The sequence below is a fragment of the Verrucomicrobiia bacterium genome (assembly GCA_035765895.1).
Classification (GTDB): Bacteria; Verrucomicrobiota; Verrucomicrobiia; order Limisphaerales; family DSYF01; genus DSYF01.
The window spans coordinates 68745-90718 of the sequence record DASTWL010000088.1 but is presented as its reverse complement, the minus strand read 5'-3'; the positions used below and the strand labels follow the sequence as shown (position 1 = coordinate 90718).

The window sequence follows — 21974 nt, the reverse complement described above, 5'->3', positions numbered from 1 at the left end:
TCGCTTTCACCGTCATCGTGATGGGCGCGGCATCGGGCGTGAATGGGAAATCGTTTGCGGGCCACGCATGCTGTTCGACGGTGAAGGCATCCGCCGGATGCAAGGCGTCCAGCACAAGCCCGTAATTCCACGCCGTGGTGGGGTGAATCTCATACGATGGCCACTTGGACGGATCGGCCCCCGGCTGCCAGCTTGAATCCCCGATGGCAGTCTTCGTGCTGTCGTGGCGTTCGTAACGTTCGCCAACCTTCAACGAGAACGTCAGCGGCCCATAATTCACACTCACGCTGTTGTGATTCCGGGTCCACGTCTGCACGGTGACTTTCATGGGCAGGTGCAGGCTCACTTCGTCGCCGTTCTTCCAGGTGCGCTCGATGCGAATGAACCGGCCCGAACCGGTTCCGAGATCGGCCGTGGCCCCGTTGATGGTCAGCGCGGGCGCCGCGCACCACGCGGGCAGGCGCAGGTAAAGCGGGAATCCCACCGGCTGCGTGACGCTGACCTTGAACCGGATGGTGTCGGCGAACGGATAATGCGTATCTTCCGCGATGCGGGCGATCGTGCCGTCGCCCACCTTCACCTGCACTTCACTCGCACTGTAAAGGGCGGCGCACACGCCATTGTCCGGCGTGGCCATCCACAGGCTCTTGCTGAAGTAGGGCCAGCCGTGGGAATGATTGTGCTGGCAGCAGCGCGAACTGAACGGGTTCATCATCAGGAACGGTCCGCCGTTGTCGATGCCGGGCGCGTGATTCTTCGCGTCGCTCACCACCATGTTGGGCGCCGTCAGATAGCGGAGCGCCCGGAAGTCGGGCATCACCGCAGCCGGATACGTGTTGAAGGCAACCTCTTCGCAGTGGTCCGCCCAAAAGGCGTCGCCGCTGATCTGAAACAGCATTTCATCGGACAACATCTGCTCGACGATGCCGCAGGTTTCGATGGCCTGGCGCGGGTCGTCGTAGCCGGGCCGGCAATTTTCGTCACCACCAAACATGCCGCCGGGCACCTGGCCGTAACGTTTGCGCACTTCGAAGAAGTTCGCGTAGGCCGCGTGCAGATCGTTGGGATTGTGCGTTTGAAGGTAAAACTCGCCCGGTTCGCGGAAGCACTCTGCAATGTTCACGTTGTGCCAGTTCGGCAGGTTGTCCTTCATTTCCCAGTTGGCGGTGCAACGGTGTATCTTCTCCGCAACTTTAAGCAGTTCCGGATCGCCCGTGCGGTTGTAGAGCCAGTAAATGCTGTAAAGATTGTCCCCGCCGCGCATCTTCTGCCAGTAATGCGTCAGCATCTGGTTGTCCGGCACGGTCAGCTGGTATTTGAAATACTTCGTCATCAGATCGATCACGCGGGCGTCGGAGGTGTGCTCGTAATACGATTCGAGGCAAAAGAGCATGATCATGTTCGCCCAGTAATCCCGGCTGCCATCTTCGAAGCGCTGGTCGGGGCCAAAATCCCCGTTCGGCCGCTGGCTCGCCAGCGTGCCCTCCACCCACGTGCGGCATTCCGCGATCATTTTGGGATCGTTGAAAATGTAGGCGAGTTCGATGTAACCCTTGAGCCAGTAGGGCAGTTCTTCCCAGCCGTATTTGCCATGACCATCCTTGCTCAGCCACGCATTGTCGTCCTTTTGCAACCACGCGCTGATCTCGCCCAAATGACCGGTCAACCCGTCGCGCTGGCGGCGCAAAAACTCGAGCAGCCAGCCGCGCGGCTGCACGGAGCCGCCCGGCAGCAGGATGAAACGGCTCGGTTCGAGCGGCGCCCGGTTGCTCACGTAGAACTGGTTGGTCCGGGAATGGTCGGGCCCCTCGACCACGGTCACCTCCGCGGCCCGCAGCGACGTTCCCAGCGTCAACGCCGCCATGCAGAATAAAAGACGTTTTGTCATCATAAACTCGCTTCGTTCTATTCGATTCAAATCATCGCGCCGCTGACGTTCGCGTCGGGCCGGTTCAGGCATCAGCGCTTTGCGCCACCTCAGACGTGCCACCGCCGCCGCTCCTTCGAACTATTTTTGCGGCCGCGATGCCGGCGCTGAGGCGCGCTCACCGGACGGCTCGGACAGCACGTTGGTCAAGCCCACAGGCGAGCCGAAATGCGGCGTGCCGTCCTCATTCCAGGTGAATGGCTGCACCCGCGTCGTCCGGCCGCGATAGGTATAGGCCGCGGTGGTTTTGGCGTGGTAAACAATCCAGTCTTCGCGACCGTCCGGCGAGCGGAAAAAGCCGTTGTGCCCCGGCCCGAACACGCCCTGCGCATCGTTGCGTTCAAAAACGGGCTCGGGATATTGCTTCCAAGACGCCGGATTCAGGACATCGGCATGTTCATCCGCCACCAGCATGCCGAGTTTGTAATCCGGCTTGCCGGTGTCGCACGCCGAGTAAACCAGAAACAATCGTCCGTTGCGCCGGAGCACCACCGGACCTTCCCGCACCTCCTCACAGCCAAACCCCGAGGCTGGCAGCACCACCCCGTGCCCGCTTATCGTCCACGGATTCGCCAAGCGCGCGATGGTCAGCACATGCCCCGGCCGGGCGGCCCACAGCAGATACCACGCGCCGTCCGGCGTTTGAAACACCGAGGGGTCGATCGCATAACGGTCATTCGCCGGATCAAACAAACGCGCCTTGTAAGTGTAGGGTCCGAGCGGATCCGTGCCGGCGCTCTCAAGGACGTGCAGGCGATGGTGGTCGTCGCTCTTGTCGCTCGACGTCGCCGTGTAGTAGAGATACCAGCGATTGCTTATGAAATGAAACTCAGGCGCCCACATCCCGGCGGACCGCGTCGCATTTGTGTCGCGCCAGACTGTCACCGGCGTGGCGGTCTTCAAGCCGGCCAGCGTGGACGACTTCCACATGCGAATGGCGTCTCCCTGGGTCGTGGTCAGGTAGAAATTGCCGTCGTAACATTCCAGCCACGGATCCGGCCCCGGGTTGAGCGGATTCGTGAATTTTCCGGCGGACAAATTTTCAGCGTGGCCAAAGTTGCAGCCCAGCGCCAACAAACCTGCCAGCCGGACTCCCAACCAGAATTTGCCGGCCGTGGCCATGATCGTCCTGATCTCCAGCGCCGCGCTCAATGCGTGGAGAACCGGTAGAGAATGGTGTTTTGGTAAACCTGTCCCGGGCGCAACACCACGGAGGGAAACCGGGGATGATTCGGGGAATCCGGAAAGTGCTGCGGCTCCATGCAGAAGCCATTGCGGAACTGGTAAACGCGCCGGTCCTTGCCGGTGATGCTGCCATCCAGGAAATTGCCGGAATAAAACTGCAAGCCCGGCTCGGTGGAGAACACTTCCATCACGCGGCCGGTGGTCGGCTCGTAAACGCGGGCCATCAACCCCATCTTTCCGGCCGGCTTGTTGATGACCCAGTTGTGGTCGTAACCCTGACCAAACTTAAGTTGTTCGTCATCGGCATTGATGCGCGCGCCAATGGCCGTGGGCCGGCGGAAGTCGAACGGCGTGCCGGACACAGGTCGCAATTCGCCCGTCGGAATGAGCGTGGCGTCCACCGGCGTGAACCGGTCGGCCGGGATCATGACTTCATGGCTGAGAATGTTGCCCCACCCTGCGAGGTTGAAATAGGAATGATGAGTCAGATTGACCACGGTGTCCTTGTCCGTGGTCGCGGTGTATTCCAGCCGCAGTCCATTGTCTTTTGTCAGCGTGTAAACGGCGGTGACGTCAAGCGTGCCGGGATAACCCTCCTCACCATCCAGACTCACGTAATGCAGTTCCAATGCAGGCCCCGCCGGCGTCGCCAGCGGCTTGGCATCCCACACCACCTTGTCAAAGCCCTTGAGACCGCCGTGCAGCGCGTTCGGATAATTGTTGGTCGCCAGCGTGTAGGTGTGGCCATCGAGGGTGAAGTGGCCCCGCGCAATGCGATTGCCATAACGCCCGATCAGCGCGCCGAAGTAGGGGCTGTCCTTCAGGTAGCCATCAAGGTTGTCGTAACCCAGCACGACGTCCCCCAGCTTGCCGTGGCGATCCGGCACCTTGAGCGAAGTCACGATGCCGCCGTAGTTGCAAATTTCCGCCTCCACCCCATTCGCGTTCCGCAAGGTGTAAAGCGTGACGGGTTTTCCGTCCGGACTGGTGCCAAAGGGGCGTTGCGAAACGCTGCCCGTGGTGGAGGACAGCGAGGCGCAGCCGGCCAGAGCACCGGCCAGGACTGGAAGCAGCAACAAGGAGCGGACAGTGTGTGGTTTCATCATGCGTTTCAAGGTGTTGATTGTTCGCGCAGCCAGCGGGCAACTGCGCGCCGTGGCAACGAGAAATCGGATCCGGCTTTACGGAGCTCAGACTAGCCGGGCGCAACGCCGCAGTCCTGTCACATGAAAGGGCGACAGGGCCGCTGCGGCTCTTTGCGTAAAAGCAACGGGCAGCCGCGCAGCCGCCGGTGAAGAAACTCGAAGGCAGCGCTGGCGCGACGGGAGTCGGCGGAACCGTTCGCTGAACAAAGCCCGATGCAACGCCGGCCCGTCACCGATGCCGCATCGCGTTACTGCGGCTTCACGTCAGCAAAGCCGAGATCGACGTATTGCCCACCTTCGGTCTGGTGGCAATGCACCGCGATCAGGTTGTTGCCCGCCTTCAACGCAGCGCGACCGGCCGGCAACAAATCAAACGCCTCGTATTGCGTCGTCCAGCCGCGGGTGCGCAACGCCAGCACGCCGTTGATGTAAACCTCGGTGTCCTCGTCGTGATGCAGCCATGCCTGGATCGTCGGCAGTTCCCCCGCCGTCAGCGTCACTTCGCGCCGCAGCCAGATGTCCGGCGTGGTCCACTGCGTGTGAACGACCGTCCCCGGAGTGTTGGCGGTTCCGAAACCGGATTCCCCCTGCTTCCAGCCGGCATCGTTGAAGCCCGCTTCGGCCCAGCGTGCCGGCGGCCGGCTCGTGGTGTAACGCCACATCGCCGGCGTTTTGTCCGCCGCGGGCACGACCTCAGTCACCACCGGCGGCTTCGGCATGGGCGCCCAGTTTTTGGCCTTGGTCTTGTCCTGCCCGGCCCATTTGGCCCAGACGGACTTTTGGTAAAGCATCTGCAGAAACACGCCGCCCACCACGGGCCGGGCCGTGAAGCCCACCTTGTGCGCGGTCTTCGTCTGATACCAGTCGGTCATCGGTGAACGGTCGGGCGTTTCATTCAGGAACCGGAACACCGGCGCCACCAGGGCGTCGAAGTCCGCACGATCCTGCGTCAGCGTCGCCGTCCATAGCGTCCAATCGAGCTTGGTGTAATCTTTCCGGCTGTCGAGCGGCAGGCCGTATTGGTTTTGGACCTTTTTGTAAAAGTCCATTTCCTTGCGCCAAGTGGACGCCGGCCAGAGCCCCAGTCCCAGGATGCGGTCCCATGTGGCGTTGTATTTCTGGCTCCATGTGTCGGGACGGTCAAAGGTGAGACGATAGTGATCGCCGTCGTCGGCTTCCTTGACCCAGCGCCCGGCAAATTCCCGGGCCACGCGCGCGAACTCCGCCGCCTTGGCAGTGTCCCCGCGCATCTCACACAGCTTGCTAAACGCCGCCAGACCGCAAATGGCCTTGGCGCTCAAGTTCACGTTGTGGGCGAGGTGACCGGCGAAGTCATCCGTGCAGAGCTGGTTCTCCGGATCGAACCCCTTGTCCTTGAGATAGTCCGCCCATTGCTCCAACTGCTTCCAATACTGTCCCGCGAAGCTGGCGTTGCCTTCCATTTCCGCGACCGCAGCCATCAGGATGAGCAGATTGCCGCTTTCCTCAACCGGCATCTGGTTGTTCACACCGCGTTCGCCATCGCCGTAAACCTGGCCGTTGGCCTGCGGGTAGGTGCCCAGGTCGTGCGGCGCAAACGGGAACTTCCAGCGCTCGCTCGCCGCGTAATTCATGAAGGGCGCAATGAACGACTTCGCCACCGAGGGGCCGAACAACAGGAACTGCGGCGCCATCGGATAGAACACGTCCGATGTGCCGATGCAGCCGTTGGAGTGATTCTCCTTGCAGAACTGCAGCGGCTGGCCGTTGGCGTCGGCCACGAATTTGCCGGCGGCAAAACACTGACGATACGCCAGCGCGGCAATCATCGCATACTGTTCACCGCCCGCATTCCGCAAATCCGCCATGAGTTCGTCGTCAAATTTGGCGCACCGCTTTTGCAGGGATGCGTAGTCACGCGCCGCGGCTTTCAGCAAGTCGGCGGCTTCCCAGCCGTTCCGTCGCCAATACGGCCGCAGATTCTGCTTCATGTATTGAATCGAATACAGGTCGTCATAGGCCAGCATCAGCCAGCAGGCCGCCGGCTTGGCACCGACGTTGCCGAGATCAAACGTGACCGCCCCGGCGAAACTGTCGCCCGCGCCCGTGGCCGGGGTGATGGTTTCCGGGGCCGCCTTCGCTCCGGTGCCAACGAATTGAGAACGCAGCGCGCCGCTGGGCACGACGGCCTCCACGGCGACGGACTTTTTCGGAGCGGCGATGTAGAGGTAGCCCCAGTCGATGCGCAGGTCATCACCCTTCTTCGCCAGCACCGGCTGTTCCACCGACCCGATTTTCAGCGCCGCCAGGCCACCGACAGTTTCGCGCGAGTGTGTCACCTGCTGGCGGGGCTGGTTGACGGTCAACTCCGAGGAGGCATCGAAATACACTTCCACCCGATGCCGTTTGCCATCCGTCGCCTCGGCGCTCCACGTCAGATACGTCACCGGGCGCGACAACAGATCGATGTCGGCCGGCAGGGCCGCCGTCATGAAGGTCAGCGTCAATTTCAGGCCCGCGCCGGCAAACGTGTAAAGCGTCTGCGTCGGCCGCACTTGCAGGCCGGTCTGGGACAAGGCCGGCACGTTGACTGGTTCCGTGCCCATCAGGCGAAACGCCTGGCCATCGATGCGCACCAAACTGGACAGCCGGTGCGGCTTGCCCGTCCAGTGCGTGGTGTCCACGTCAGTCAGCTTGTCGCCGGGCGACCAGATGCTGAAATATGGATCACAGGCCACCAACGGCACCGAAGGCGGGCGCAGGACGGGTGGTGCATCGGCGGCCCGGCTCATTGATGGATGCAGGCCGGCCAGAACCACGGCCCAAGTCGCCACGATGTTGCTGAATTTGAATCTGCTCATAAATCATTTGAAAGCCGGACGAGGCCTTTAGGCAACCAAATCTTGCCGACCCCTGAAAAGTCCTGGCGGATGTCACTCAATGCCGGTGGTGGGGAGCGAACCGGCTAACGCGTGCGCACTTTGCGGATTTCCTGCATCGCCTTGACGGCTTCGGCATCTCCCTTCTCCGCGGCGGCAAAAATCCGATTGCCCATCGCCGCCCACAAATCCTCAACTGCCTTGACCTGCTCCGCCGAAAGGGCCGACTCCTGGCTTTGCAGCAGCATGAGGTTTGTGGTGGCGCCGAGATAATCATTCTTCTGCGAACTGGCCGTGGCCATTTCCCAAGCCTGCTTCAAAGCGGGCTGGGCCGCAGCAAAAGTATCCGCCGAGGTTTTCGGCAGACTCGTCGCCTTGTTGCAACCCGCCCCGGCGCAACTGAGCAGCCCCGCGATGGCGAGCCAGCCAAGATTCTTGTTCAAACGTGCCATGCAAATCATTTGTCGAGCATTGAAGCGTAGGCCGCACTGACAGTCCATGTGATTTCGTTGTGCGGCTGATTGTCGTTGTTCCACCGGCTGCGCCACTGGTTGTTGGGCGTGGGGTCGATGACATCGTTCCGCCGCGGGGTTTCCACGTGTCCGTCGCACAGCAACAAATCCGTCCGGTAATTGTGCCGGTTGGCCGGCCATTGCGTGTGTCCCGGCGTGTTGTCAGTGGGATCGAGGTTGGCATTGAAGCTGATCAGCGCCGCGTTTTGCACAGCCGGCACGTCAGCCACCATGATCATCTGGCTTGGGCTTTTGACCTGGGCGTCCTTGACCACGCCTTTGAAGAAACCACCGTTAATGTCTCCACCCAACCCCAACTGGGGATTCGAGCCAAGGTTCAACCCCCAGTCATTGTAGCCCAGGGAAAACCGGGTGCGATCACTGATGCCAAAACGATCGTAAACCCCGTTTTGATCAACCGCACCGAGCGTCGTGTTGACGTTCGTATCCCAGACACTTTCACGCAGCGCGGCCGGGCACGAAAAAGCGCGCCGATTATCCGCCATGTAGGTCAGGAAGCGCACGGGCCAGACATAATAAAACCCGTTGTTGACCGAAAGGCAGCCAGGATAAGCGCCCGTGTCACCCGTATACATGTTGCCCGCGATGCCAATCTGTTTGAGATTGTTGATGCAGGAGGTCTGTTGAGCCTTGCTCTTGGCCTTGCTCAATGCCGGCAACAACATGGCCGCCAGAATGGCAATAATGGCAATCACCACCAACAGTTCAATAAGTGTAAATGCGCGGCGGCGACTCGACTGACCGGGCAGCTCTTGCAGCCCGGCGGGATGATTCAACTTCATATCGGTGTTCTTGGTTGGTCGTCGTTGCCCGGCAGCCGGCTCCCCCCTCCTTCGATTGGGCGAAGGCAAACTCTCCCCAGCCGTCTTGCGCATACACGCCGGCTTTTGGGTAACAACTCTGCAACAACCTAGGACATCACCCCACCTCTGTCTTGTCGCATGAAATGGCTTCAGCCCGGCGAACGCCCGTCAACGTCGGATTGAATTGCAAACTTTTGCCTGGATGCCGGTTGCAGGCCTCGTGAAGGAATGATGGTCGCCGCCGGCCCACGTCCCTGCCGCGGCGCACCGAATTTCAATTCGCGGGAGAAGCCGGCGGAGCGCCGGCAGGAGCGGCGTTGGTGGGGGTTGTTCCGCCAAACAAGCCCGCATCGATGAACTGGCCGCCGGAGGTTTGGTGGCAGTGAATGGCGATGACGTTGCGGCCGGCGTGCAACGTCGCCAGTGCGTCGGGTGTGATTTCGGCAACGGTGTAGTGCATCGTAAAGCCCGGCAGCAACGCCGCGAGCACGCCATTCAAATAGACCTCGGCATTCTCATCGTGGTGAATGACCAAATGCAACGCCGGCGGCACCATGCCGGTAATGACAAACTGCCGCCGCAGCCAGATGTCGCTGGTCTTCCAGTCCGTCCCGATAATGGCCCCCGGCGTGAGGCTGGTTCCAAATCCACCAGGACGTTCAGCCCAGCCCGAAACATCGAATGCAGGTTGCATCCAGTCCGTCGCGGGCGGCTCCGTGGTGAAACGCCAGAGGTAATCCCCCTGTTGGGCATTGGGCAACAGGGAAACCCCGGACGGCAGGACGACATGCTGGCTGTTGGCCTGGCTGACCCGGGCCGCATCCACCTTCAACACCTTGCGATCGTAGGTTTGAAAACCATTGCACTCGGTTTCCACGTCGGACAATTGCGTGTAAACCGCCGCGGCCAGTCCATTGGAGGCCTCGAGCGTGTGGACCTTGTCCAGCAGCGCAACGTAACGCGAGGTGAGCTTTTCGGAATCCGGCAACCCCTGGTATCCCCACGTCTGGTCCGACCACGTGTGACCGTCCACTCCCAAGCCCAAGCCGCCGAATTCTCCCAGCACGCTGGCCCGAACGCCCTCCATGGGCGGTGCCGCGGGCTCGGGATAGCTGTGCATGTCCACCACGTCCCCGACTTTGGCATCCGTCCAGCCGCTGGCATTGTCCACCAGCCGGAGCGGGTCCACGGCCTTGATCCACCGCACGAGTCGCTCGGTGTCAAACTGCCCCCACCCTTCGTTGAAAAGCACCCACATCACGATGCTTGGGTGATTGGCCCGTTGCGCCAACATGCGTTCAAGTTCCATCCGGAAGCTCCGGCGCCCCTCCTCGGTTGCATTGTTGCCGCTGGGCATGTCCTGCCAGACCAGCAGTCCCAGCCGGTCCGCCCAGTAATACCAGCGTTCCGGCTCCACCTTGACGTGCTTGCGAACCAGATTCAGGCCGAGCTTCTTGGCGGTTTCCAAATCATGCCGCAACGCGTCATCCGAGGGCGCGGTGTAAAGTCCGTCCGGCCAGAACCCTTGATCCAGCACGCCCATTTGGAACAACGGCTGCCCGTTCAACATCAGCCGCCGCGCCCCCTTGCCGTCGGTGGCAACCTGAATGTCCCGCATGCCAAAATAGCTGTCCACCTGGTCCAGCACCTGCGCGCCCCGTTGCAAGGTGAACGTGACATCATAAAGCTGCGGATCCTCCGGGCTCCAGAGGTGCAACGGTCCGAGGGCCACAGGCGTCTCCCTGCCCACCGGGACATCCACCTGCGCCACGGGCTTGCCCGCGAAATGCACCGCCACTCCGACGGTCGCGTTGCTGTCCAGATCGTTGGCCAGCGGCAGCACCCGGATGGCACCAACCGCCACGTCCGGCGTCAGGCGGGCGGAGATCAGATGCGTTGGCGGCACCGGCTCCAGCCAGACCGTCTGCCAGATGCCGGAACTGGGGGAGTAAAAAATGCCCTCGGGCCGACGCGACTGCTTGCCACGCGGCTGGTCGCCCTCCGTCGGATCGTAAACCATCACGACCAGTTCATTCTCACGGCCCCAGCTCAATCGCGGCGTCAGATCGAAACTGAACGCATCGTAACCGCCCTGGTGCGAGCCGATCTTGGCACCGTTTAAAAAAACCGTCGTCTGCCAGTCCACGGCGCCAAAATGCAGCAGAATCCGCTGCCCGCGCCACGCGGCGGGAACCGTGAACTTGCGCCGATACCACAGCGTGCTGTGTTCATCGAGCCGGCGCTCGACGCGCGACAACAACGATTCCACCGGAAACGGCACGAGGATTTTGCCGTCGTAGGCGGCCGGCACCGCCGCATTTGTGGGCGTGATCGCATAATCCCACAAGCCGTTCAGATTTTGCCACGCCGTCCGCACGAACTGCGGGCGCGGATATTCCGCATGGACGTTGGTGGCGGTCACCGTCGCCGCCCAGCGCGTCTCGAGCCGGGCTATCGGCGCCGGCGCGGCGGCAACCGCCGACAGCCCCAGCCCGGCAAACGCGCCCCACAACCATGCGACACACTGGCCGCCGGCAAAACGATCCGTTGTGCCACCACGGTTCATTTGCGTTCGTGCGTTGCGCTCCCCGCCGCGCCGGATGAACTGCCGAGAAACCGGACCACCGCTTCGGTGCGCGTGTGGACGTGGAGCTTTTCGTAAATGCGCCGGATGTAGGTGCGGGTCGTGTCCATGCTCACTTCCAGCTCGTCGCTGATTTGCTTGTAGGCGTAGCCCTTGGCCAGGCATTCGAGCACCTGCCGCTCGCGGTCGGACAATGCCGCATCACTCTGCATGGGACGCGCCGGCGCCTCGCGGAACGACTGCACCACCTTGCGCGCAATCGGTCCCGACATCGGCGAGCCGCCGCCGTAAACTTCGCGGATCGCTTCGAGCAGTTTGGGCGGCGCCGCGCGTTTGAGCAGGTAACCGCTGGCCCCGGCGGCCAGCGCCTTGAAGATGCGCTCCGTGTCCTCGTAAACCGTCAGCATGAGGATCTGCGCCCGGGGCGCCGCCACCTTGAGCTGGCGCGTGCATTCAATGCCGTCCATCGACGCCATGTTGATGTCCATCAGCACCACATCCGGATCCTCCCGGGGAATGCCGGCCAGTGCTTCCTCGGCCGAGGCGTAGGCGCTCAAAAAGCGAAAACCGCGGGCGGACCGCAGGAACTGCGAAATGCTGTCCCGCAGCCCCGCGTCGTCATCCACGATTGAAACAGTTATGTTCATAAAATCGTTCCGTCCTCACGCCTTCACCGCCGTCGCCTGCGGCAACGGACACCGCAACCGCACGGTGGTGCCCTTGCCCGGGGCGCTGGTGGTTTCGCATTGGCCGCCGATCGCGAGCAGCCGCGCCTGCATGTTGCGCAGCCCGTCCCGGCCGGTCCGGCCGGCGTGCTGCGGATCAAAACCGCGGCCGTCGTCCGTCACGCAGATTTCGAAGGCGGCGTCCGCCATCTGCATGGTCACCGCCACCCGGGTTGCGTTTGCGTGCTTGAGCGCGTTGCCCAGCGCCTCCTCGAAGGCGAGAAACACGTTGTGCCGGAATTCCGCCGAAAGCTCAACCTCCGGCAAAAACGGCGGCACGCTGATGGCGCACTCGACCGTCGTCATCTGGAAATACTCCCGGGCATATTGTTCGAGGTAACCGGCCAGATGCTCCAGGCTGTCGTTGCGCGGATTCACGGCCCACACGATTTCATCGAGCGCCTGCAGGAGCTCACGCGAGGTGTCGGCAATGGCCTCGACCTGGATGTTCGGTTCCCGGGCCTCGGTCGCATTCTGCCGCGCAATCTCGCTCAAAAACGAAATGCGCGTGAGCTTGGAACCAATCTCATCGTGCATGTCCTGCGCAATGCGCGTCCGCTCGCGCTCCATGGCCCGGCGCTGTTCGGACTCGCGCAATTGCGCGTGGAGCCGCCGCAGCGAGACGAACCGCACGACGGCGGCGATCAACAACACCACCGCCAGCCCGCACAGCGTAAGAAACCACCATGCCCGCCAGATGGACGGCAGCACCTGCACGGCCAGCGACGCGCCTTCCTCGTTCCACACGCCATCGGCATTGCTGGCGATGACACGGAAGCGATAGCGCCCGGGCGGCAACGGGCCGTAATGGGCATGACGATCCTGCCCGCTCTGGGTCCAGGCGGGCTCCGAGCCTTCCAGTTTGTAGCGAAAGCGGGTCTTCTCCGGCGCGTTGAAATTGATGGCCGTAAAGGCAAGGTCCAGACTGCGCACGCCCGGCCCCAGCGTCAGCACCGCGTCCTTGTCGCCCCAAGCCGACCACGGCATCGGCTGTCCATCGACCAACACCTTTTCAATCATCACGCGCGGCACCGCCGCCGCCTTGACCATCGCCGGATCGTCCACGGCGAACAGGCCTTCGTTGGAGGCGAACCAGAGCGCCCCACTGGCGGTGCGCACCGCACCAGGAAAGGCGGTTGGGCATTTCACGACGCCGGCGCCGCCGCCGTGCGCGCACAAAATGCAGTTCACCGACCGCGCCCGCCCCGCCACGAACGCTTCCACTGCGGCGGCCCGAACTTGGAAGATGCCCTGGTCCGAACCGAACCAAAGGTTGCCGGCGTCATCCACAACGATTTGTTCGATGACATCGGAAATCAAGCCTTCGTCGCCGGCCAGATGCAGCCACGTCATGCCATTGCGGCAAAACACACCCGCGCCCACGGTCCCCACCCACAATCGCCCGGCGCGGTCCTGCGCGAGGGCGTGCACCGGATGAGACGCAAGCTGCGCCGGCGTGGGCACGACCCCAAGCTGGGTGCCGTCCCATCGCACCAGTCCTCCCCCATCCGTGCCCACCATCAACTGGTTGTCACCCATGACGAGCAGGCAGCGCACCGGCTGGCCGGTCAAGCCATCCGTCACGGCAAAGCTCACCATGTTGGTTTCGGTGATCCGATGCAGTCCACCGGAGCCCGTTCCCACCCAGACCGCCTCGTCACGATGCTCGGCAACAACCGCCGTGACGATGTCATCGCTCAAGCCTTCCGCCGTTCCGTAATGCCACAGGCGCCCGTCGGCCACCCGGAACAGGCCGCGCCCCCAGGTGCCCACCCACAAGGCGCCCCGCGCGTCCACGCTCAGGGATTGAACGTGCATGGCGCTGTTCAACGGCGTTCCGGCGGTGAACGATTCAAAGTGCGTGCCGTTGAAGCGCATCAGGCCGGCGTCTTCCGTGCCAATCCACAAATGCCCGCCCGGCTCCACGGCCAGCGCCGTCAGCCGCGTCGAAGCGAGCCCGTCGCTGCCGTTGAACATGCGCCACTGCCGCGTCCGCAGGCGCGCGAGCCCGTTGTCACTGGTGCCGATCCAGATGTTGCCCTGCTGATCGGCCAGCAACGCGCGCACGTCACATTGATCCAGCCCCTCGCGCGCCCCAACCGCTTCGAACCGGCCCTTGTAGAAGCGCGCCAGCCCGCGGCCGCTCGTCCCAATCCAAAACGTGCCGTTGTCCTGCTCGCAAATCGGCCACACACGGGACGACGCCGGATCGAGTGAGCGGAAGGCATTGTAACGTTTACCCTGGCTGAGGTTCAGCAGAAAGGTGGCACTGAAGGTCCACAAATTGCCGGCGCGATCCTCGTAGGCCCCGCGCAACTCGGCATTGCCCTCCTGCGGAATGTTCTCCAGCCGGAACGGCTCCACCTTGCCGTCGTGCAGGCGGAACACTTCGGAGCGCGTGGTGATCCACAACACGCCCCGCCGGCCGGCGTGCAGCGCCACGACCGATTCGCCGGCGCGCAGCACGTCGGAACTGAAGGTGCTGAGCCGGCCGTCCTGCCAGCGGTTCAAGCCGCGTTGGGTGCCGATCCAAATCGTCCCGCCCGCGTCCTCCGCCAGACTCGTGACCGCGTTGTCCACGAGCCCGTTGTCGCTGGTGTAACGGACGGCCTGGCCGCGCTGCAGGCGGAACACGCCGCCGCCTTGCGTGCCAATCCACACCGCCCCGTCACGGTCCTGCAACAGCGCGGTGATGCGGGCGTCCTTCAAGCCGGGCGCCACTTCATCACCGATGGGCGTGAAGGTCAGCCCATCAAAACGCACCAACCCGCCCGCCGTGCCGACCCACAAATACCCGTCGCTGGTCTGCAACAACGCAATGACGGTGTCATGCGGCAGGCCCTGCTCCACCCGCCAGAAATCGATCAAATAATCGCCTTCGACATAGCCCGGTCCGTTCGCGCCTTCACGCGCCGCCACGTCATCGGCCGGCAGTTGCTCCGGGGCCGCCAGACTGACATTCGCCAGCAGGCACAGTGCGGCCGCCGCCCTCAACCACCAAGGGGCGGACCTGCGAAAACGCGTTGCCTGCCTCCGCCGGAAAGACACCCGAGCAGCATGCCCCCGCCCCGCGGAACTGGCAAACCAAACAAAAGGAGCGCGGCCGGGCAGCCGCGCTCCGTGTCAGAAGTTCCGAAAACTTCGTCCCGCTTCCGAACACCTCAAGGATAAACGAGCCGGAAGAACACGGACGGATTGGTCGGATTCGCCGGAATGCTGATGGCGTTGGTCGTGGCCGAACCGGGCCACGTCACCCAGTTGGTGCCAAGGCCGACGCTTAGCGCATTGGTCTGCACCTCCAGCCGCCAGCCGGTGTGATCCGCCGGCCAGGTCAGGTTCAGGCTGCCGGCAACGAAGGCGTTGGTCAGCGTGACCGGCGCCGTGGAGACAACGTTGGTGGACAGCGCGGTGATGCTGCCATCCAACGCGAGGTTGTTCGTCCAGATGGCCCCGCCGCCGATGACGGTCAAGGCTGCGCCGCCGGAGAGCGGCTTGTTGAACAGGACGAAGCGGTCGCCCACGGTCACCGCATTGGTGCCGATGTTGTTCACCGTCAGAACGCCGGTGCCCGTGTTGGCCAGCGTGCCCGTCACATTCGCAACATCGTTGGACTGCGCCAGCGCCTTGTTGAGCTTGACGATCAGGTTGCCGTTCACCGTGAGGTTGCCGCCGATGTTCAGCGTGCCAACGGCATTCGCCCCACCGGGGGCAAGCGCGCCCGTGTTGGCCACGTTCACGGAGCCGGCAATCACACCCGTGCCGCCCAGCGCGCCGCCGTTTACCGCGGTGAGGCCGGTGTAGGTGTTGGCGCCATTCAAGTAGAGCGAGCCCGTGCCGAGCTTGGTCAGGCCCCCGCCCGCGCCGCCATCCAACAACGCCTGTGCGATGCTGACGGTGTAGGTGCTGCTGTCGATCACCGCGCCGCCGCCCAGGACGTTGGCGGAGCCGAGGCCCTGCATGAACGTGGTGGTGTTGGCGCCGGCCTGCAAGGTGCCGCCGTTGAAGTTGAAGGTGGACAGACCGCCGGTGGTTTCAACCCGGAGCGTGGTGATGGTTCCGCCGTTCAGGTTGATCGTGCCGTCGGCTGTGGCCGTGTTGCCGATGCGAATGCCACCGGTGCTGGTCACGTGACCGCTGCCGGAGACGTTCAAGATGCCCGTGCCGTTTTCGCCCACCATGATGCGGGTGCCGGTGCTGTCATGCGTCAAAGCACCGCCGCTGATGTTCCACACGCCGTAGCTGCCCGTCTGCCGTCCGATCGACGTCCAGGAGTGTGTGTTGAAACTGCCGCCGGTCTGATTGTTGGTGCCGGTGCCGTAGCCGCCGAGCCAGACGTTGCCGCCGACGTTCACGGTGCCACCCAGCAGATTGTAGGTGCCGATGCCGAGGGCCGAAGCGGAATTGCGGCCGCCCACCGTAAAGGAACCGTCGCCACCGTAGGCCGTCGTCAGAATGCCGTTCGTCTGGTTGACTGTGCCCATCGCCGTGGAACCCGAGCCGTTGGCCGAAGCCACGAACAAGCCGCCCACGGAAAGTGAGGCATTGTCCGAGAGATTCAGCGTGCCCGCCGAACTGCCCACGTCACCGATGTTGAAATCGCCGGTGCTGGAGAACGATCCGGCGCCCTGAAGCGTCATCGTGCCCGTGCCCGAGGCGCCAACGGAGAACCAGCCGCCACGCAGAATCAGCGAGCTGTTGTCCGCAATCATGAGGCTCGCCACCGAACCCGCACTCTCGCCAATGAAGCATTGTGCTCCGCTGATGAGGGTCGAGTTGCCGCGCAGGGTGAGCTGCGGGAACTCCGAGTTGCCAACAACGCCATTGTCATAGCCCATGGACATGTTCCCCACGCTCACGTAGGCGTTGTAAAGCGACGCCTTGGAGGAATTGGCGTTGGTGCCGTTGCCGCGGTCAATGGCCAGCCACGCGGAAACGCTCAGGCTGGTGTTGCTGACCACGAGCGCACCCGCGTGCGCCTGGTCGTAGCCCACCCACAGATCGCCACCCGTGATGACGTTGGTCTGGACCGAATTGGTGTAGCTGGTGGCCGTGACATCCACCAGGCTCAGGGTGCCCTGACCGACGCGGTAACCCGCCTTGGAGAGGACGTTGGTGTCCAGCCGCGCATAGGTGAGTTGTGCCGCGCCGGCCTTGGAGAACACGCCGGCATTGGCCGCCACGGGACCGGTGAGCGTAACGTCGCCACCAACCGACAGGGTGCTGTCCGCCGTCACCGTGTAACCACGGTCAGACGTGACGGCCGGGCCCGTGTAGCTAAGCGTGCCACCGCTGAACACGAGGTTCGTCGGATTTGCGGAAGACGCACCGATGCCGCTGGGCAAACCGCCATTGGCAAGACTGGTCACCGCCAACGTGCCATTCGCCAAGACCGTCTGATTCGTGTAGGTGTTCGTCGCCGTAAGGCTCATCACGTCGGCGCTGTTCGTCCCGAACGTGCGCAGGCTGCCACCCGCCAGCGTGGCGCTGATGGTGCCATTGTCGAGCGCGTAACTGCCCGCGGTGACCGTGGCGCCGGCGGCGCTGATCGTTCCGTTGGTGACGGCCACGTCGGCGAAGCTCTGGTTTTTGCTGCCGAGGGTGAGCGTTCCGGAGCCGATGCCGAGCGAACCGTTCGCGCCCAGGTTGTTGGCCACGGTGGTGATCAACGTGCCGCCCTCATCAATGAACGTGCCGCCGGAATAGGCGTTGTTCGTGGTGTTCAGCGTCAGCGTGTTGGTCCCCAGTTTGGTCAGGCTGCCGCCGCCCAGGATGCGGCCCGTGCCGCTGATCGTGTAGGCGAGCGCCGTATTGCTCACCACCACGCCGCCCGGTGCCACGTTGGTGACGAGATTGACGGCCGTCGTGCCCAGCGCCGCGTCATCGAACACCGCGCGCGTGCCCTGAAAGAAATACTGCGGTGACAACGTGACCATGTCGATCCAGTTGGTCGTGACCTGAATGTCCCACGTGCCGCCCGCCAGTCCTTCCCAACGCGGCTGGAAGACCGAAGTCACATCCAGTTCGATCGTGCTCGTGCCCGTGTTGGTCACGAGATTGGCCACCACGCCGGGGGGCAGCGTCCCCAACGTCAGCGTGCCCGAGCCCGCCAGGGTCGTGTATTGGATCAGCGGCACGGTGCCAACGGACAAACTGCTGCTGGGTTCAATGTTGATGACGGTATTGCCGGCATTGGTCACTCCACCGGCAACGCTGATGACCGGTGAGGTGGGGTTGCCGTAGGAGCCGAGGTCAAAGTCCAGCGCCGCGCCGGTGGCACTGCCGAGTTTCAGCCCGGACGCGGACAACGTCGGGTTCAAATTCGTCACCACCACCGTCAACATGGCGCCGTCCGCCACGGCATAGGAACCATAGCCGAAGGCGTAGGTGTTCACGGCCAGCGTGCCTGAGCTGACGACCGTCGGGCCGTAGTAATACAAGCCGCCCATCAGCCGGGCCTGGCCTGAACCGAGCTTTGTCAAACCGCCATCCGAGCCGGTCGAGTAAAGGTCCTGCGCGAAGGTGATGTTGTTCGCCCCGCTGTCGATCACGGCGCCACCGACATCGACGGTCACATAGGACAGTCCGGTCATGAAGGTGCTCGCGGCCCCGGGAGCGGCGCGCAACGTGCCGCCGTTGAAGTTGAAGATGCTGTAGCCGGAAACGTTGCCCGTGAAGACCTGCTTGGTCTGGATCACACCGCCGTTCAAATTCACCGACCCGGAGGCGGTGGCCGCATTGCCAATGCGCAGCCGGTTGGTCAGGATGACCTGTGCCGTGCCGCTCACGTTCAATGTGCCGGTGCCTTCCTCGCCAACGATCAGTTCATTGCCCGTGCCGGTCTGGAGGAAGAGGCCGCCGGAGATGTTTGCCGTCCCGACGCCGCCCGCGTAACGGCCGATGGAAATCCATGCACCCTGAATGTTTGTGCCGCCGGTCTGGTTCAGCGTGCCATCGCCATACTGGCCGATTTGGAAGTTGGAGCTTGGAGTGATCAGCGAGCCGCCCGCCAGGTTCAACACGCCCACGGCACCCGCCGCCTTGCCCACGAACCCGCTGCCCGTGGACACCGAGCCGTTGTTCGTGATGTCCAACTGACCGACCGAGTTGGCCAGGTCCGTCACGTTGAAGTCGCCGGTGGAATAATAAACGCCGTTGTCCTTCACCACCATGCGGCCGACGCCGCCTTCGCCCGGATTGACGCCCGAGGCGGTGCCGATGGACGTGTAGCCGACGTTGGTCACGATGGCCGAGTTCGCGATGTAAACCGCCCCCGTCGCCCCCGCGCTCATGCCGAGACGAATCGTGTTGCCACGCAGCCACGAGGAGTTGTTGAGGTAGAGGGACGCGGAGGAACCGGTGCTCTCGCCCACGTTCACATTGCCCGGGGCATACAGGGTGGACGAGCCATTCAACGTGGTCACCTGCGTCGCGCGGTTCGTCAGCCCGGCGTTGTAGCCCATGGAGAAACCGTTGCCGCCAATGGTCAGATTGCCGTTTTGCAGCGTGAGGGTTGAAAGATTGCCGACGGCGCCGTTGCCGCGGCCGACCGACACCCAGCTGTCCGACAACAGCGTGGCATTGGAAACAATCAGATTGGCGCCGAAATTCGTGCTGCCGCCCACCCAGAATTCGTTCAGGTTCCGGTTCGTCTGGCCGCCGCCCGTGCCGTCAAAGATGACCGTGCCTTGCACGATGTTGTAGCCCGGGAAGGCGCCCCCGGAAAGGACGTTGGAACCAACGGTCTTGTAGGTCAACGTGCCGAGGCCCTGCTTCGCAAAACCACCGCCGCCACCGCCACGCACCAGGCCGGTCAAGGTCAGGTTGTTCTGGATGTCCAGCACGCTGCCGGGACCACCGACATAATAGCCGCGATCGACTGTCGTCGCCGGCCCCTGATAACTCAAGGTGCCACCGCCCAACACGAGATTGGTGGGATTCGAGCCCGCGGCGCCGAGCGCGCTGGGCAGACCGGCGCTGGTGAGATTGGTCAAAATCACCTTGCCGCCGGCCAGGTAGGTCGGCCCAGTGTAGCTGTTCGTCTGCGGTCCGGCAAAGGTCAGCGTGTTCGTGCCCTGCTTGGTGAAGCTCCCCGTTCCAGTCAGGCTGCCCGTGCCGCCGAGCGTGTAGCTTTTGGCCGAGTTCGCCACGATGACCGACTTGGGCGCGACATTGGCGGCCAGGCTCACACTCGTCGTGCCGGCGGCCGTGTCGTCGAGCAACACTGCGCTGCCGTCCGTGTAGTTGGCGGACACGCCGTTCAAGAGCCAGTTGGCGGTGCCGGTGTTCCAATTGCCATCCACGTTGCCATTCCATACCAGCGTGCTCGCGTCCGACGTGTCGGCGGGGCCGACGATGTAATCGCGCCGGATTTCCGCGTCGCTGAGAATGCGGTTGTAAATGCGGAACTCGCGGAAGCCGCCGGCAAAATTGCTGTCGCCATTGTAATTGGAGCGGCCCAGCCAGTCGTTGATGTCGCTGACGCTGTTCATTTTCGTCGTCACCGTGAACGAACCGGCCAGGACACCTTGATGATAGATTTTCACGGTGTTGCTGGGTTCGTCCCACGTCACCACAATGTGCTTTTGCGAATCCAGCAGGCGCGAACCGACCTGCAGCCCGCCCGTGACGCCCCCGATTTGGGAATGTTCCTGGTCCCCGCCCGGCTGGGCGATATACCCGAAATAGTTCACCCCGTTGAACGTGCCGCCGGGACCGGTGACCTCGCCCAGGGTGTTGCTGCCGAAGTCGAAGATGCGCGACCAGTTTTGCGCGGACGTCGGCGTAACCCACATTTCAAAGGTCACCTTGCCGGGCCCGCCGTTGCTCACGCTCAGCGACGAGAGCAGGCCGTTGGGCAAATCAATGTAGGCGGCCGAGGCAGAGGAACCGCCGTTCAGATTGATCTGAACGCCGTCGGTGTTCGCCGTGCCGGCATTGCCCTTCACCACGCCGTTCGCCTGCGCCCCGGTGCCATTGGCGGTGCCGGTGTCGATGACCGTCAAACCGACCGCGTCATTCGTGGCGGGGATGTTGAACGAGTAACGGTGCAGCGGCTGGCCGGCGAGGAATTGCGCCGCCGTGCCGTTGGTGAACGACCCCACCTCGAAGTTGTAGTTGCTCAACACCTGCGAGGCATCGAGCACGCCGTCATGAATGCGCACCCGGCCCAGCACGCCATTGGCGAAACCATACAGGCTGGTGCCGGCATGCTGCGCGCCCAGCAAAATGTTGTAGTCGGCGCTCACGCTCGGAATGGAGGTGATGGTCACCGCCTTGTCGAGCACGCCGTCGCGATAAAGCTTGAGGTTCGCCGCGCCGTCGTAGGTCCAGACGAGGTGATGCCACGCGCCCGCGGACGGATAGGAAGCCCAGCTGTAATCGTAACCGCCGCCATACCAGCTGAAGCCGCCCCACGTGCCGTTGCGGCCCCAGTTACAACTCACTTCCTGTCCGTTCGCCCGCGTGCCCCAGGACACCGGAGCGGTTTCGTCCGTGACCGTGGGTTTATACATCCACAGTTCGACGGAGAAGACAGGGCTCGACCCGGTAAACCCTCCTGGCACAAGTTGCGCGGTGCCGCCGGAAGCGGCTGTGAAATGTTGCAGAAACACGGCGTTGCCGTCGAACAGCACGCCGTGCGTGCCGTTGCCGCCGAGCGCGACAATTTGCGGCGTCACCGCGGCCACTCCGTTGCTGCCCGCCAGGAAAACGCCACCCGCCACGCCACTGTTGGTCAGGTAATTCAAAGGCCCCACCGGTGCGGTGGTTGCGTCCACGTTGATTTGGAGGTTGCCGGCCACTTGAATCTGGCCGGACGCGGTCGTGGCCCAGCCCAGCGCGGCCAGGGCACACAAGGTGAGAATTCGAGACGGTTTCATGTGAGGTAACGGTTGTTGTGGGATTTCAGCCAGCGAAACGTCAGCTAACAGGCACACTGGCCTGACTTGTTGCGACGGCAATCCATGGTCACGGGTTTGAGACTTCTGCGTTCACGGCAACTGGAGCGCTTTAACCCTATAATCGCCCATCCACCACGTCCTGTCGCATGAAATGGTGACAGGTTGGCGGCGCATACTTTTGCCCGACGAAATCGCGGAATGCCGGCGGCTGGCCGGTCAATTCGCCGCGCTGCGGGAAAGCATTCAACGTCCAGAAGCAAACGAGGCGCAGTCCGAAGACTGCGCCTCGCGCGAATGCTTTTCCTGCGCCGTAAC

Annotated in this window: 10 protein-coding genes; all 10 read right to left on the bottom strand. The window is 63.1% G+C overall.

All coding sequences use genetic code 11. The annotated features are described in order from the left end of the window. The coding region (locus tag VFV96_17325) for a beta-L-arabinofuranosidase domain-containing protein (protein ID HEU5072168.1) at positions 1-1891 on the bottom strand (1891 nt) is incomplete at its 3' end. Between the two features lie 117 nt (positions 1892-2008). Next, entirely contained in the window at positions 2009-3049 is a 1041-nt protein-coding gene (locus VFV96_17320) for a glycoside hydrolase family 43 protein (GenBank protein HEU5072167.1), read from the bottom strand. A 26-nt stretch (positions 3050-3075) separates the two neighbouring features. Next, the gene (locus tag VFV96_17315) at positions 3076-4218 is read right to left on the bottom strand and encodes an aldose epimerase family protein (GenBank protein HEU5072166.1); all 1143 of its coding nucleotides are present in this window, start codon (positions 4216-4218) and stop codon (positions 3076-3078) included. A 287-nt stretch (positions 4219-4505) separates the two neighbouring features. Beyond that, positions 4506-7097: a DUF4965 domain-containing protein gene (locus VFV96_17310; GenBank protein HEU5072165.1), complete on the bottom strand. Its 2592-nt coding sequence runs from the start codon at positions 7095-7097 to the stop codon at positions 4506-4508. Between the two features lie 104 nt (positions 7098-7201). Beyond that, positions 7202-7567, bottom strand: coding sequence for a hypothetical protein (locus tag VFV96_17305; GenBank protein HEU5072164.1), 366 nt, complete (start codon positions 7565-7567; stop codon positions 7202-7204). 5 nt (positions 7568-7572) lie between these two features. Further along, positions 7573-8430 (bottom strand): prepilin-type N-terminal cleavage/methylation domain-containing protein, encoded by an 858-nt coding sequence (locus VFV96_17300; GenBank protein HEU5072163.1) that lies wholly within the window; start codon positions 8428-8430, stop codon positions 7573-7575. Positions 8431-8725: 295 nt separating this feature from the next. Beyond that, positions 8726-11017 (bottom strand): glycoside hydrolase family 2 TIM barrel-domain containing protein, encoded by a 2292-nt coding sequence (locus VFV96_17295; protein ID HEU5072162.1) that lies wholly within the window; start codon positions 11015-11017, stop codon positions 8726-8728. After that, entirely contained in the window at positions 11014-11682 is a 669-nt protein-coding gene (locus VFV96_17290; protein ID HEU5072161.1) for a response regulator transcription factor, read from the bottom strand. The genes VFV96_17295 and VFV96_17290 overlap by 4 nt, the downstream gene beginning before the upstream one ends. A gap of 15 nt (positions 11683-11697) precedes the next feature. After that, positions 11698-14754: a two-component regulator propeller domain-containing protein gene (locus tag VFV96_17285; GenBank protein HEU5072160.1), complete on the bottom strand. Its 3057-nt coding sequence runs from the start codon at positions 14752-14754 to the stop codon at positions 11698-11700. 167 nt (positions 14755-14921) lie between these two features. After that, complete coding sequence (locus VFV96_17280; GenBank protein HEU5072159.1) at positions 14922-21638, bottom strand: LamG-like jellyroll fold domain-containing protein; 6717 nt, start codon at positions 21636-21638, stop codon at positions 14922-14924. Between the last annotated feature and the right edge of the window lie 336 nt (positions 21639-21974).